The following is a 13,975-nucleotide window of genomic DNA, read 5'->3' on the forward strand; positions in this document are numbered from 1 at the left end:
TTACTTTTTTAATAACTCTGCGACGCTTTGTACGGTAAAGTGAGTTTTTGCCTGTTGGTAGCCAGCATCTGTAATTTCTTTATATTTTTTAAAATCTAATATACCAAACTGTTCTACTTTTAAAGAAATGCCATAATCTGCCATAGACATTACTCGTTCTGTGTTTTGTTGGGAACTAATTGTTAACAGTTGTAAAACCAATTCACCTAAACTTATAGGTAATGTTTTTTTCCCCAGAAATTTATTATAAAGCAATTTCCAGCCAGAGAGAGAATAGGGTAATGGTGTTGGTTTAAACGAGTGCTTACTACTAATGTTGGATGCGATGATTTTACTGCTATTTGAATAACGTCTCATCACATCGATTGGTATATTATTGAGTACCCCACCATCGATAAGGAGTTTGTCATTAAAAGCTACAGGAGGGTAAATAAAAGGTAATGAAATACTCGACCTTATCGATTCCCATAATAATCCTCTATAATGTACATATGAGTTTTGACTAATTAAATCGGTAGATACACAAAAATAGTTAAGCCATAAATCTTCAATTTGATTTTTTTCACCGTAAAGTCGCCTAAGATTGTCAGCAGCTCTTTTGCCTGCAGCAATTGCAATATAGGGAAAAGTAAAATCGATTTTTGCCCCTTTAATTAAATACTCCTCAACCAAGTCGAAAATTTCACTGGAATTATATCCCATGGCAAAGGTAGCGGCGAGCATGGCCCCCATACTTGTTCCGGCAATATAATCGACAGGGATCCCACGTTCTTCTAACAGGCGATAGACACCAATATGAGCTAATCCCCGTGCTCCTCCGCCACTTAAAACCAATGAAATTGTATTATCTGTGAAAATACGCATCATACGTGAAATGCCTGCAGTGGTATTTTTTCGAAGATGATAATGAGCATTTACTGACCTTTTCTGAAGCCAATTTTGAGTATTGCTTGGACGAGTTGGGGTATTATGCATAATTAATAGAATACTTCGTTTTGCAAAATGGTGCTGGCTCTCTATGATATAATTTTCTACTTCAGATAAATCATAATCATGTTCTTCTGCAATCGCTAAAAAGGCAAGTGAATCAGCTTGACGAATACAAAATTTAGTCCAATTGGTTAGCGTTTCATCTGCTAGATAAAATATAAAAGAAAATTCTTTTTCTTGTTGATTAATCCATAAAATCCCCTCATTGCTCATGTTGCCATTTGCATCCAGGAAATTTTTTTGAATTTCCAGGCAGCGACTGGTTAATAAAAGAATTTTTTCTCCATAGGAGTGGCGAAAAATGATATCTTGTAATTGAAATTCAAAATCAGGGATTGGTCTAATGGGAATTATGGCGATTGATTTATTGCGAGAGGTAGGAGGAGGGACTCCTTGCAGGGAGTTAGTTAGCCTTTTGATTGTAAATTGAGTAATCTTATTCAATAATTCAGGGTATGATTTGCTTAATTTTAAAAAATTATTTTTTGATAATTTCAAAATAATACTATCCCGTAATGTATATACATGAGCGGAACGAGGCAGATCAGATAAAAGAGACATTTCACCAATAATAGAACCTTCATTCATTTCACCTTGATAAGTCACATTATCTTCCGCATCTGTGACTTGGTAGAAAAGTCTGCCTTTGATGAGAATGTAGAGATCATTTGTGTGCTCCCCTTTTTTTATAAGTAAAGCATCGCCAGAATGAGATTCAATTTCCAGTATATGAGAGAGTTTTTTAAGGCACGAGTCACTTAGATCGCTAAAAGGCTCATACAATTTTATGAAGTCATATATTTCTTTTTCTGTGAATAGGGAATGATTCATTTTTATAATTGTTACTCATCTCAACTATTATTTTATTATAGTCTTTGTTTTTGAAGTAGGCATACTTTTTATGGTTGGCTTAATGAATGAAACCTATGCTCGGATAGCCTAAACAGGATCTGAATGTTATTTAACACTTAATTGAATACTATCCATACCAAATTTCGGTAATTTGTTAAATTAAGCGTTATGTTTTATTGGAAGGGCGATGATGAATTCACTTCCATTTCCTGGAGCGCTGTTTACTGAAATGCTTCCGTGATGATCTTGAATGATGCTGTATGAAATAGATAATCCCAAGCCTGTTCCTTTTCCTATAGGTTTCGTGGTAAAAAAAGGTTCAAAAATCCGAGTCATTGTCTCTTTATTCATTCCCGCACCTGTATCGCGCACACTTATTAGAATTTGGTTATTATCCTTTTGAGTGCTGATGGTAATTTCACCATGTTCAGAGATGGCTTGCGCTGCATTGGTAATAAGATTCATGAACACTTGATTAATTTTTCCTGGAAAACATTCTACCTCAGGAATATTGCCATAGTTTTTATTGATAGTAATACGATCACGAACCAGATTGTTTAATAAGGTTAACGTAGAATCTATGTTTTCATGGATATTAACCCACTTTAATTCACCTTCATCAAGTCGCGAAAAAGTACGAAGATCTTTTACTATATTTGCTGTTCGTCTGGCACCTTCTTCAATGCCATTAAGCAGATCATGAGTTTCTTGCAAAGTAAAAGCCAGGTCAATTCCCTCACAATATTTTGAGATTTCTAATAATTTATCTTTTATAGGAACCTCTGATGTAATTTCTCTATATTTATTTAATAGCTGAATGATGTCTTGAATGTCATTTTTTAATGGGCCAATGTTTGCAGAAATAAAATTAATAGGGTTATTGATTTCATGGGCAATTCCTGCAGTGAGTATCCCCAGAGAAGACATTTTTTCGGCCTGAATTAATTGAGCCTGTGCTTGTTTTAAGGTATCCAAGGTATTATTGAGCTGGCGGTTTTTTTCATTCAAATCTTGAGTACGTTGTTTTACACGAGACTCCAATTCGATATTCACTTCCTGAAGTTCTTGTTGGGCTTTTCTATGTTCGGTAATCACTGCAGACAATATCAATGTGGTAAAAAATATAATCGCAACAAACGATTGCAACAATAATATTCGTGTTGAGAGATCAATGACACCAAACTGATAAACAAATATATCGAGCCAAATTCCAGAAAGGGAAGTTAACAACGCCACGATTATTGCGACTCGTGTATCGAAACGTACAGCAGCTAAAACACAGAATGGAAGCAAAGTGAAAGCAAGGCGAGGATGCCCCAACTTATTGAGTATACTTATTGTACACACTAATAAAATAACTAGAACACTAAACTCTATAAAGAATCTCCAGTTAAAAGAAAATTTAGTGTGATACCACGTCATAATGAGAGGAGTTACTACAAGAATTCCAATGGAGTCGCTAATCCACCAAATGAACCAATTTTTAATCATTGAGTCCGGGGCAATCAACCCAAATAGGACTAATACAATAGTACCTATAGTACAGCTTGTGAGTGATAAGAGAAAATCACCTCCAAATATAAAAATTAAGATATCCCTGACAGTATAGAAAGGCGTTTTTGTATGGGTATAATATTGAATAAACTTGGCAGCCCAAGTGGCTTGTAATCCAGCACCAAGGCCTACAATTGAATAAGCAGTTAAGTTTTGCCAGGATATTAGGTCACCAATTTCGATGGTGAGAACTGCTGAAGAGAACGCAATACCCCAAAAAACGTGATTGCCACACCAGAGTACCATCGCTAAAGCAAAGCCTCCTGGAAGCCAAAGAGGGGATACCATCGCTTCAGGAATAACCCAAATATTACTTATTAAACCCATTATCGTATAAAAAAAAGCCGTAATTATATTTTGCTTGAACATCACCCACAGTTTTTTTTTATCATGCCCCATGTTTTTTTCCGATGACCCTATAGAGTTTGATTTTATCTTCTTTACCTCTAATCACTTGAGGTTCTAATTCTTCAATTATAATTTCATGAGCGATTGGTTTATAAGTTGTTTCGCTAATCAATAAAGTATTGGGTTTATCTTTGGTAAGTTCTTCGATTCGTGAGGCAGTATTTACAGTGTCACCAATCGCAGTATATTCCATGTGGTCACTGGTTCCTATATTACCAACAATGACTTCTCCCGTATTTATCCCAATTCCTATAGTGATGTCTCTGCCAAGTTCATGACGGAATTTATTGTTAAATTCTTTTAATGCCTCTATCATCGCCAAGCCAGCAAAGACAGAGTTTAATTGGTTATCAATATGAGATACAGGCGCTCCAAATAAAGCGAGGACTCCATCCCCAATTAATTTATTAACGCTCCCATGATGGTTTCGTATTATTTGGGTCATTAATTCAAAATAAGCATTAAGAATTTCTACTGTTTTAACAGGCCCCAACTTGCCTGATATCGTGGTAAATTGGCGAATGTCCATAAACATTACAGAAATAATGCGATATTCACCATGAATCAAAGAGCCTCCGTCTTGATCATGGAGTATTTCATCGACTACATTTTTAGGGACATATCTTTGAAATAGTTCCATAACTCGTTTTTGATAGGATAATTCATAGTTAAGTTTTTCAACCAAAGACAATCGCTCTTTTTCAAGATTCCACATTTTTAGACCGGTATCAATATCCATCTTTAACTCGATGGGATCCCAAGGTTTTGTAATATAACGAAATACCCGACCTGTGTTTATGGCTTTTATAATCGCCTCGATATCAGTAAATCCTGTTAAGATCATACGGATAGTATTAGGATACTCAGGAATAATAGACTCTAAAAATTGTACTCCAGTCATTTCTGGCATTCTCTGATCAGTAATAACAATTTGAATATTATTATGACGCATAATTTCGATACCTTCGCGCCCCGAGGTGGCAGTGAACACGTTGAAGTGGCGGCGAAATGTTGCGACAAACGCGGTAAGATTATTCACTTCATCGTCAACATACAGGATGTTATTTTTTTCATTATGCATAAAAAGCTCTTTTCGAAATAAATCAAAAACTTTATAAATGTTATATAGTCTATAGGTTATGTTAGCGACACTGTCAATGATTAAAAAACAATCATGTCAATTAATGTTTATTCCTTATTTTTCAAGGAGGCAAACTTGACAAAATTAAATATTACTTCCTAAAATGCTAACGGGTAAATCATATTTTTGCCTTTATTAACTAACTCTAAAAGGAATTAATTATAATGAACAAGATACAATTAACAGGCGTTGCTCTTGCTATTGGTGCTGCTTCTATGTTTGCTCTAGCTCCTGCTTTTGCTAATGACGCGTCTACTGGCACAGTGAAATGCCAAGGTGGTAATGCATGCAAAGGACAAAGCTCATGTAAAACTGCTGATAATGCATGCAAAGGCCAAAATTCTTGTAAAGGAAAAGGAATATCTGAAATGAGCAAAGAAGATTGTGAAAAGGCTGGTGGTACTGTTGTTCAATAATTAGATAAATAATAGTATAAACCAGGCATGTATATTTCATGCCTGGATTTTTATCAGGTTTAATTATGAATACCCCACAAAATAAAATTGTTCCACGCATGCCTTTTCTTGGTTTTGGTCTGGGATTACGACCTGATTATTATGAAGAAATCTTGACGCAAAAACCCAAATTAGACTGGTTTGAGATTTTAACTGAAAATTATCTTGTTCCGGGTGGCAAACCACTATATTACCTTGATCAAATTCGCGCCCATTATCCTATAGTGATGCATGGTGTTTCTCTTTCTTTAGGAAGCTCTGATCCTTTAGATCGTGATTATCTACAGCAATTAAAGAATTTAGCTTCTCGTGTTGAACCAGTTTGGATTTCTGACCATTTGTGTTGGACTGGAGTTAATGGTGTTAATGCCCATGATTTGTTACCTATTCCTTACACGCATCAAGCAGTAAATCATATTGTTTCTCGCATCCATCAGGTCCAGGAATTTTTAGGTCGCCCCATTTTAATTGAAAATGTATCCAGCTACCTTACTTATAAACAATCTGAAATGACAGAATGGGAATTTATTCTAGAAATTGTCAAAAAAGCAGATTGTTATATTTTGCTCGATGTAAATAATGTATACGTGAGTTCTATCAATCACCAGTTTAACCCCATGGATTATATTTTTTCTATGCCTGCAGAGCGGGTGGCCCAAATCCATTTGGCTGGCCATTCCAATCAGGGCCATTACATCATCGATACCCATGATGCCCCTGTTATCCAGCCTGTTTGGGATCTTTATGCAGCAACGTTACAACGATTGGGGCCTGTCTCAACCATGATAGAACGAGATGACAATATGCCTCCTTTAATTGATTTGCTTGCAGAAATAAAGCATGCTCAGGAAATTGCAGAATCTCTAACCATTGAAGAGGTGCTTCTATGACAGAGCTTCTGAATTTACAAGAGCAATTTCAAAAGTTTTTATTATCAGGTCAATCCAATATTGTTGATTCAATTATTCAAACCGAATTGGTTTCAGCTGATACCCGCTTAGGTATATATCGTGATGCTTATCGACTTCGATTGATCGAATGCTTGTCGTCTAATTTTCCTGCGTTACATACTTATTTGGGTACAGAGCAATTTAATGAACTTGCTACACTTTATATTAATGCACATCCTTCATCTTATCGTTCTATTCGTTGGTATGGCGATTTGCTTCCTGACTTCATTAAAAGCCAATATCCTCAATACCCCAATTTAGCAGAACTCGCTGATTTTGAATGGAAAATGAGTTTGGCTTTTGATGCTGTGGATGCACACGTGGTGCGGGTTGAAGATATGGCTTCAGTTGCTCCAGAAGCATGGGGAGGATTACAATTTATTCTGCATCCCTCTTTGCAACGCATCAATTATGTTTGTAATTCAATTCCTCTTTGGCAAGCCTTGACCCATGAACAAAAACTGCCTGAACTACAGCAAAGTTCGGAGCCTACTGCGTGGGTGTTGTGGCGTAAACCTGAATACCTTATCCAGTTTTACAGTTTGTCTTGTGAAGAGGCTTGGGCTTTAGATAATTTATTACAAGGCATCTCTTTTGGTACTTTGTGTGAAGGTTTATGTCATTGGATAAACCCTGAGGAAGTAGGAATGCAGGCCGCCTCCTACTTAAAAGGCTGGATTCAAAACGGCATGATATCGCAGCTGCTGCTCCCGGAATAAATTTAATAGTTCTACGGGTAAAGTAGGGCTTCTTGGTTAAATGTCTTCAAAAATAAGGGAGCAAAATCTTTCAGAATGTTTACATCTCTCTGAGTATGACAGATTTTTTGTGGGGTACTGTTCAAGTATGCGCCTAATATCTCTCTAAGGCAGTATACATGTTTTAGACAGGGCTTTAAGTTATCATTGTACCCAAGATATGCTCAAAAGGTGCAGTTAAGTGTCGTGAACGGTTACTCATGTTATTGTCCCTTGATTACGTTTGTTTTCGATTTAACAATGCAACAATTGGGGGTAATATCGAAATAAAGATAATTCCATAAATGACTAGTGCGAAATTTTCTTTAATTAATGGAATTGACCCCAAAAAATAACCAAGACTTAAGAGACTGGCAATCCATATCAATGCACTCATTAAATTATACAGGGTAAAACGCATAAAACTCATTGTCCCGATTCCCGCCACAAAAGGAGCAAAGGTACGTATAATAGGTAAAAAACGCGCGAAAATAATCGTTTTTCCACCATGTTTTTCATAAAATGTATGCGTTTCTTGTAAGTGTTTTTTATTAAGGAGCCAAGATTTTTCAGCCGAAAAAATACGAGGTCCCAGCAAACGCCCTATTAAGAAATTGATTTGATTTCCGAACACTGAAGCACAGAAAAGTAATAAAAACAAAATCAAAATATGTAATGGATTTCCTGGTTGCGCAGCAATACTTCCAGCAGCAAAAAGCAAGGAGTCTCCAGGTAAAAAAGGAGTTACTACTAAACCTGTTTCACAAAAAATAACAGCGAATAAAGCCAAGTAGGTCCAAAAACCATAATTTGAAACAATGGTGTTTAGATAAACATCAATATGAATTATATAATCCAAAATATTTAAATGCATTTTAGTTACAATTGAAACAGTAATGTAATAAGTATTTTTACATACTTGTTTGTTAATTTAAAACATATATTTTTACACGAGTTTGCTCTTCTTTTGCTATCCTTATACAATATCCAATGTAAGGAGCATGAAATGACGCAAAAGAACAATTCATCTCATAGTTCCATTAATCCTAAACATAGACAAAGTGACTCAGGAAATCCAGGAAATATGTATATTAAGAGGAATCGTCTACCCAGGGAAATGGAAAAAAATGCTAAAGTTAAAAAAGTGACTAAGAAATCAAATTCATGAATACATTATTTCATCTTGCATTTCCAGTCCATGATTTAGCATTAGCTAAAGAGTTTTATCATCATAAATTGGGATTTTTTTTAGGACGAGAATCCGATAATGCATTGATTCTGGAATTTGGTAGCCATCAAATTGTGGCTCATAAAGTAGATTTAATTCCTCCTTCTCAAGAAGGAATCTATCCCAGGCATTTTGGTTTAATTTTTCTGGAGCGAGATGATTTTGATGCTTTTACGGCAAAAATTAAAATGCAGCACATTCCTTTTGAAATTCCCCCTAAAACACGATTCAAAGATACCCGAATAGAACATCAATCCTTTTTCTTGAAAGACCCTAGCAACAATTTGCTGGAGTTTAAATATTATGTATTTTCATCTGCTATTTTTGGTGAACAAGATTACAAAAAAATCGGGGAATCCTCAGGGCATAAGGAGTAAAAAATCTATTATCCCAATTTCCTCAGCTTGTTTGTATCATTCTGTTGCAATAAAACACAGTGGATTAATTTTAGGGGAGCGGGCGAAGTCAGCAGGAGCAATAAATCCTTCTTGGTTATAATCTATAGTAATTCCAACAGACTTATAGCAAGTATATACATACTCAGAACAGATAAATGAATGGGAAGAAATGACTTCAGGACTTGTATTATCAAAACCAAATGCATTCATTCCTATGCGGGCAGCAATTCTGAGAATCTCTTCTGTATTATAGGGGTATCCGAGCAGATCAACTGCCTGTTTTGAAAGATTTGAAAAGGAATGAATTGGAAAATCTTGATAGCGAGCAAGCATTATTTTTCCAGGATATCCTTGCCCGCTACCATTGTAATTATGCACATAATTGCTTAATGCAACAGTACGGACACCAACGGTTTCAACACTTTCCATGATCATGATTCGGTCAATTGCTTCCAGGCGAACAATAAATGCAATATGACTCCAAACACTATTTGTTGCTCTTTTAATCATCGAAGACATCAAAGAATTTCCTGAAGCAAATAAAAGATCGCCCGTTTTTATTGTATCTCTTATTTGACTATAATTATTTGTGTTTACATTAGGAAATGTTTGTTGGGAAAAACCGTCCATGGTTACTCCTCTTAATTAAGTTTAGTACGATGAGCATGACCCTTAAAAAAGTTAATTAATTTTAAACACCGGAATCACAGGTTGTTGGGCCGATTTATATTGAATTTGACAATGGCCAGCTCCTGTGGATTCAATGATGATTTCATCTTTATCTGCGCTAATTACCATGTGTCCCGTGTAATACTTACTCATTCCTTTGACAAAGGCTTGTTGTGCATCTAATGTGGTTGGAATGGCAGGCACAAAATGGGTCAAGACCAAATGTTTAACTTTAGCTTGTTGCGCCATTTTTGCAAGTTCTAATGAATCAGAATGGTAATTCTTGGTTTCCAAAGAAAATGCAGCATCCAATTTATTGCCTTTTGCCATTGATTGTTGATATGTTTCTTGGTTTAGCGGATTACTAAGCACTTCATTAATTAAAAGATCAGCATTTTTAGCGTGGGCTGTGAGTGTAGAATTAACTTTGGTATCGCCGCTAATGACTATTTTGCATCCTTTGTAATTTATAACATATCCCAGCGCCGGATAGACAGGTTCATGAGAAACAGGAAACGCAGTAATTTTAATGTTTGGTACTTTATAAACAGTTTGATCGTGGTTAACCGCATCCACTAATTTGGGGATCCCGAATCCCAACTGTGGATCTAATCTTCCTTGACTATTAGATGCACGGAAAATTACATCCAATTGGTAGGCTTTTGCTAATCCTTTTAGCACTTGCTGCACTCCATATGGCCCATAAACATTGATAGGTTGATTACGTCCATTATTCCAAGATGCATTAATAACTTGCCCTAAGCCACTGAAATGATCTGAATGCCAATGAGTAATAAACACATTATGAATTGCGGCGTAAGGTAAACCCATCGATGCTAAAGTTTGTGATGCTCCCTCACCCGCATCAAATAGCATAAAGTGTTTATCTGCAATCATAGCAAGACAAGCAGGTCTACGGATATTTTGCATCGTTACTTCTGGATCACCAGTTCCACAGAGATAAAGATGCATCTTACTATCAGACAATAGTTTTTTTTGAATGGGTGTCTCTAAATATAAAGCAGCAAAGGAGTATCTAGTCGATATGAGCAAAATAAGACCAAGAATTTTAAATGAATTTTTCAGCATGAATCAAATCCTTAAATTTGGCTGTAGGGAAAAACTTCAGTCCAATTGTAAATTTTCCAATTCCCTAATCGCCAATCTTTAAACCCTTTTAAAATGGGTTGACAGGAGGGGATATTTAAACGAACAAATTCTACATTGATTAAAGCCTTAGTCGGCAAAAGCCTTTTTTTAAGTATAGGATTTGCTGTTGCTTCTGTTTTTAAAGTCTTTAGTGCGTATAAATGTGCAATTCCTTTGATTAAGTCTATCTCAATATCTATATCGGAAACTTGGTAGATTAATTGATCAACATGGTTTTTAATGAAATTTATAATGCTGCTTTTGCCTTTGATAGGTTTATCAGCGCAGGGATTAATGAAACAACTTTCTGGTTTATCGAGCCAAAGTGCATCGATATCATTAATATTTTGATTTTGCAGGCTGCGCATGTATTGTAACAATAAATGAGATAAATATTTTTTTGTTTCCTCGAGTTGCTCCATATAATTTTTATGATGATCCAATGTTTCTTCGATTAAAGCTTGAGTTATGGGATTAAGCCTATTTTTTAAGTAGAGTAAGCGTTGGTGTAATTGTTGGGATAGTTTATTGGGATATTGTTGTAGCATCAACAAAGCAGGCAACATCTTACCTTCTTGTTGTTCATCAGCCAACCAATCTGCTTCTGGGAAAAAAGAAAAATATAATCCTACCGCCATCATATTGGTAATAAATCGTTGATCATTGATAGCGGTTTGAATTTCTGGATGGTGGATATCATTCACGCCGCTATCAATTAATTCCTGATATTTTTTTGCATTGGCAAATGTCGCAAGTGATGTACCTTTACGATAAAATGTTCCGTTTTCAGTAATCACTCCTTGTTTGTTGTCAGGAATTAATTTGTCGGGATCTATTGCAATGGTCGGATTTTTCATGTTGTAGACCTGTCTAAAATTTGATCAACCATTTTTTGTAAAATTGGTATCAAAGTAGTATATTTTTCTTTTAATTGTTGCACAATTTCTGGAGTAACAGCCTCTGGTTGTTGTGTAAAATAAAGTAAAATAATCATTATTCGCCCTTGATTATCACATTGTAGCCACTCCATAGGAGAGAAGAAACCGATGATGTCCAAGGCTTTCAATGAAGGTACCAGTTTGGATTCCACCTCAATAATTTCCAAAAGATTTTTTTCTTGGTTGGTAGTGTCAAGTCTTGATAATTCATCAAAAAAATAAGCATTAATCATGCTTACCCCATAGGAAGCTGCGCGGGTAAAGGAGCCATCTTTTTGTACTTCACCAATTTGGTTATCCGGTATCCATTTTATGGTCATAGATTGATCTCAGATGAGTTAGATGAAAATTTCTTTAGGATAGAACTTAATAAGATATAACCAAAAGTTAAACTATAAAAGTAAATTCTGCTTGTCGCACACTGGGTATTATTTTTTTGTAATTAATTTCTTGAAAAAAATTAAACTAAGACGTGTTGACAGTTTAATAGGACATGTTATTTAAATGACGGGTCTATTCAGCCCAGAAATATTCTGGGCTGAATATGAAAATTACAAAATCGAAGAACTAAATTTCTGCTAAATTCCCTTTTGTCTCTAACCAGACTTTTCGATCACTCGCTCTTTTTTTATTGAGCATCATGTCCATAATCGCTTCGGCATCACCTTGATCACCAAGGGTGAGTTGCACCAATCGCCGTGTATTCGGATCCATGGTCGTTTCACGTAATTGTATTGGATTCATCTCTCCTAACCCTTTAAAACGTTGCACATTAGCTTTAGCGCGGGTGGTTTGTGTTAGGTGGTTAAGAATACGATTTTTTTCTTCATCATCCAGCGCGTAATAAACCTCCTTTCCTGCATCAATTCGATAAAGGGGAGGCATTGCAACAAACACATGTCCTGCTTGAACAAGGGGTTTAAAATGACGTAAAAATAAAGCACAAATTAAGGTGGCGATATGTGCTCCATCTGAGTCGGCATCAGCAAGAATACATAATTTGCCGTAACGAAGCCCACTGAGATCATCAGAACCAGGATCTACTCCTATAGCGACGGAAATGTCATGAATTTCTTGGGAGGCTAAAACTTGAGAAGAATCTACTTCCCAGGTATTAAGAATTTTTCCCCGCAAAGGTAAAATTGCTTGGAAATCTTTATTACGTGCTTGCTTGGCTGAACCACCTGCAGAATCTCCTTCGACTAGAAACAGTTCGGCTTGGCTAAGATCGGTTTGTAAACAGTCAGCCAATTTACCAGGTAGGGCAGGTCCTTGGCTTACCCGTTTTCGAGCAACCTGTTTCGCTTGCTTTAAACGTTTTTGCGCCCTCTCTATTGTTAATGCAGCAATTGCTTCGCCTTGGTTACGATGTTGATTTAACCATAGTGCAAATGCATCTTTAACAACATTACTGACAAAAGCTGAAATTTGACGCGAACTCAAACGCTCTTTAGTTTGACCTGCAAACTGTGGTTCTTTCATTTTAACAGATAACACATATTGACAAGGTTCCCATAGATCATCCGCGGTGAGTTTTACGCCACGGGGTAGTAAATTTCTTAACTCACAAAACTCAGCCATCGCATCAAACAAACCGGAACGTAAACCATTTACATGGGTACCGCCCTGGACAGTTGGAATTAAATTCACATAACTTTCACTAAAGCCAGTATTCGCAGTATTTGACCAGACCAAGGCCCAGTCAACGGTTGCCTCATCGCTTTTAAATTCACCAATAAATGGCTCTTCAGGTAAGTAATCTCCATCAGGTAATGATTGATTTAAATAATCAATAAGTCCTTTTTCATAGCACCAATGCATTTCTTCATTGTTTACTTTATTGATAAAAGTCATGGATAAGCCAGTACAAAGTACTGCCTTTGCTCTGAGCACATGCATTAAATGCTTGATTGAAATACGGGTAGTATCAAAATACTTGGAATTAGGCCAAAAACGAATAGTAGTTCCTGTATCCCTTTTTTTAGTTAGGCCAGCCTCATTTAATTCACATAATTTATCGCCATTAGCAAACGACATTTGATATATAAGCCCATTGCGTTTGATGGTGACATCGAGACGTTCAGAAAGCGCGTTAACAACAGAGACCCCAACCCCATGCAATCCACCAGAAAAGCTATAGTTTTTATCGGAAAATTTACCTCCAGCATGCAGGCGAGTCATAATTACTTCGACACCACTTAATCCTAATTGTGGATGTAAATCAACAGGCATACCCCGGCCATCATCTTCGACTTCAATAGAGCCATCTTCATGAAGTGTGACGCGAATATGGCTGGCAAAACCGGCTAACACCTCATCCACGCTGTTATCAATAACTTCCTGAGCCAAATGATTTGGACGAGTCGTATCGGTATACATGCCGGGACGTCGTTGAACGGGCTCAAGTCCACTTAAGACTTCAATTGCTTGGGCAGTGTAGTTTTCTGACATGGGCATATCTCAAAATATAAGTTAAGTCTATTGTAACAATTCAGCACAGTTTCAA

The 13,975-nt window shown here is 36.3% G+C and carries 14 protein-coding genes; 5 read left to right on the top strand and 9 right to left on the bottom strand.

What is annotated here, in order from left to right:
- The 3 genes from EKG34_RS18815 to EKG34_RS03715 all read right to left on the bottom strand — a co-directional run bounded on the left by EKG34_RS18815 (position 1) and on the right by EKG34_RS03715 (position 4,885).
- Positions 1 to 1,821: a cyclic nucleotide-binding and patatin-like phospholipase domain-containing protein gene (locus EKG34_RS18815; RefSeq protein ID WP_003632627.1), complete on the bottom strand. Its 1,821-nt coding sequence runs from the start codon at positions 1,819 to 1,821 to the stop codon at positions 1 to 3.
- 180 nt (positions 1,822 to 2,001) lie between these two features.
- A complete protein-coding gene (locus EKG34_RS03710) occupies positions 2,002 to 3,795 on the bottom strand; it encodes an ATP-binding protein (RefSeq protein ID WP_003632626.1) in 1,794 nt (597 codons plus the stop codon).
- Complete coding sequence (locus EKG34_RS03715; RefSeq protein ID WP_003632625.1) at positions 3,785 to 4,885, bottom strand: adenylate/guanylate cyclase domain-containing protein; 1,101 nt, start codon at positions 4,883 to 4,885, stop codon at positions 3,785 to 3,787. The genes EKG34_RS03710 and EKG34_RS03715 overlap by 11 nt, the downstream gene beginning before the upstream one ends.
- A gap of 224 nt (positions 4,886 to 5,109) precedes the next feature.
- On the opposite strand from EKG34_RS03715, the gene bufA2 reads away from it, so the two are divergent.
- The 3 genes from bufA2 (at position 5,110) to EKG34_RS03730 (ending at position 7,069) form a co-directional block, all read left to right on the top strand.
- Positions 5,110 to 5,361, top strand: a complete 252-nt coding sequence (bufA2, locus tag EKG34_RS03720) for a BufA2 family periplasmic bufferin-type metallophore (protein WP_003632623.1) — start codon at positions 5,110 to 5,112, stop codon at positions 5,359 to 5,361.
- A gap of 65 nt (positions 5,362 to 5,426) precedes the next feature.
- Positions 5,427 to 6,290 (top strand): MNIO family bufferin maturase, encoded by an 864-nt coding sequence (gene bufB / locus EKG34_RS03725; protein ID WP_012978882.1) that lies wholly within the window; start codon positions 5,427 to 5,429, stop codon positions 6,288 to 6,290.
- On the top strand, positions 6,287 to 7,069 hold the full coding sequence (locus EKG34_RS03730; protein WP_003632621.1) for an HvfC/BufC N-terminal domain-containing protein: 783 nt from the start codon (positions 6,287 to 6,289) through the stop codon (positions 7,067 to 7,069). Before bufB ends, EKG34_RS03730 begins: the two co-directional genes overlap by 4 nt.
- Before the next feature lie 256 nt (positions 7,070 to 7,325).
- Here the strand turns inward: EKG34_RS03730 and EKG34_RS03735 are convergent, their stop codons facing one another.
- Positions 7,326 to 7,961 carry a DedA family protein gene (locus tag EKG34_RS03735; protein ID WP_003632620.1) on the bottom strand — a complete coding sequence of 212 codons (636 nt, stop codon included), beginning with the start codon at positions 7,959 to 7,961 and terminating at the stop codon, positions 7,326 to 7,328.
- 132 nt (positions 7,962 to 8,093) lie between these two features.
- Between EKG34_RS03735 and EKG34_RS18145 the strand changes: the two genes are divergently transcribed.
- Both EKG34_RS18145 and EKG34_RS03740 read left to right on the top strand, forming a co-directional pair.
- Positions 8,094 to 8,255, top strand: coding sequence for a hypothetical protein (locus EKG34_RS18145; protein WP_003632619.1), 162 nt, complete (start codon positions 8,094 to 8,096; stop codon positions 8,253 to 8,255).
- The gene (locus EKG34_RS03740; RefSeq protein WP_003632618.1) at positions 8,252 to 8,692 is read left to right on the top strand and encodes a VOC family protein; all 441 of its coding nucleotides are present in this window, start codon (positions 8,252 to 8,254) and stop codon (positions 8,690 to 8,692) included. Before EKG34_RS18145 ends, EKG34_RS03740 begins: the two co-directional genes overlap by 4 nt.
- A 36-nt stretch (positions 8,693 to 8,728) precedes the next feature.
- Here EKG34_RS03740 and EKG34_RS03745 read toward each other — a convergent pair whose 3' ends face one another.
- The 5 genes from EKG34_RS03745 to parE form a co-directional block, all read right to left on the bottom strand.
- Positions 8,729 to 9,343 (bottom strand): YiiX/YebB-like N1pC/P60 family cysteine hydrolase, encoded by a 615-nt coding sequence (locus EKG34_RS03745; RefSeq protein WP_003632616.1) that lies wholly within the window; start codon positions 9,341 to 9,343, stop codon positions 8,729 to 8,731.
- Positions 9,344 to 9,394: 51 nt separating this feature from the next.
- Positions 9,395 to 10,471, bottom strand: coding sequence for an MBL fold metallo-hydrolase (locus EKG34_RS03750; RefSeq protein WP_003632615.1), 1,077 nt, complete (start codon positions 10,469 to 10,471; stop codon positions 9,395 to 9,397).
- An 11-nt stretch (positions 10,472 to 10,482) separates the two neighbouring features.
- Complete coding sequence (locus EKG34_RS03755; protein ID WP_003632614.1) at positions 10,483 to 11,388, bottom strand: hypothetical protein; 906 nt, start codon at positions 11,386 to 11,388, stop codon at positions 10,483 to 10,485.
- Positions 11,385 to 11,789 carry a hypothetical protein gene (locus tag EKG34_RS03760; protein WP_003632613.1) on the bottom strand — a complete coding sequence of 135 codons (405 nt, stop codon included), beginning with the start codon at positions 11,787 to 11,789 and terminating at the stop codon, positions 11,385 to 11,387. The genes EKG34_RS03755 and EKG34_RS03760 overlap by 4 nt, the downstream gene beginning before the upstream one ends.
- A 247-nt stretch (positions 11,790 to 12,036) precedes the next feature.
- Positions 12,037 to 13,920 (bottom strand): DNA topoisomerase IV subunit B, encoded by a 1,884-nt coding sequence (gene parE / locus EKG34_RS03765; protein ID WP_003632612.1) that lies wholly within the window; start codon positions 13,918 to 13,920, stop codon positions 12,037 to 12,039.
- Positions 13,921 to 13,975 lie beyond the last annotated feature (55 nt).

It is taken from the genome of Legionella longbeachae, from assembly GCF_004283175.1.
Taxonomy (GTDB): domain Bacteria; phylum Pseudomonadota; class Gammaproteobacteria; order Legionellales; family Legionellaceae; genus Legionella; species Legionella longbeachae.

Coding starts and splice junctions, on each gene's coding strand:
- bufB (WP_012978882.1), top strand. CDS start 5,427: ATGAATACCCCACAAAATAAAATTGTTCCACGCATGCCTTTTCTTGGT.
- EKG34_RS03750 (WP_003632615.1), bottom strand. CDS start 10,471: ATGCTGAAAAATTCATTTAAAATTCTTGGTCTTATTTTGCTCATATCG.
- EKG34_RS18815 (WP_003632627.1), bottom strand. CDS start 1,821: ATGAATCATTCCCTATTCACAGAAAAAGAAATATATGACTTCATAAAA.
- EKG34_RS03755 (WP_003632614.1), bottom strand. CDS start 11,388: ATGAAAAATCCGACCATTGCAATAGATCCCGACAAATTAATTCCTGAC.
- EKG34_RS03740 (WP_003632618.1), top strand. CDS start 8,252: ATGAATACATTATTTCATCTTGCATTTCCAGTCCATGATTTAGCATTA.
- EKG34_RS03730 (WP_003632621.1), top strand. CDS start 6,287: ATGACAGAGCTTCTGAATTTACAAGAGCAATTTCAAAAGTTTTTATTA.
- bufA2 (WP_003632623.1), top strand. CDS start 5,110: ATGAACAAGATACAATTAACAGGCGTTGCTCTTGCTATTGGTGCTGCT.
- parE (WP_003632612.1), bottom strand. CDS start 13,920: ATGTCAGAAAACTACACTGCCCAAGCAATTGAAGTCTTAAGTGGACTT.
- EKG34_RS03735 (WP_003632620.1), bottom strand. CDS start 7,961: ATGCATTTAAATATTTTGGATTATATAATTCATATTGATGTTTATCTA.
- EKG34_RS03715 (WP_003632625.1), bottom strand. CDS start 4,885: ATGCATAATGAAAAAAATAACATCCTGTATGTTGACGATGAAGTGAAT.
- EKG34_RS03745 (WP_003632616.1), bottom strand. CDS start 9,343: ATGGACGGTTTTTCCCAACAAACATTTCCTAATGTAAACACAAATAAT.
- EKG34_RS03760 (WP_003632613.1), bottom strand. CDS start 11,789: ATGACCATAAAATGGATACCGGATAACCAAATTGGTGAAGTACAAAAA.
- EKG34_RS03710 (WP_003632626.1), bottom strand. CDS start 3,795: ATGGGGCATGATAAAAAAAAACTGTGGGTGATGTTCAAGCAAAATATA.
- EKG34_RS18145 (WP_003632619.1), top strand. CDS start 8,094: ATGACGCAAAAGAACAATTCATCTCATAGTTCCATTAATCCTAAACAT.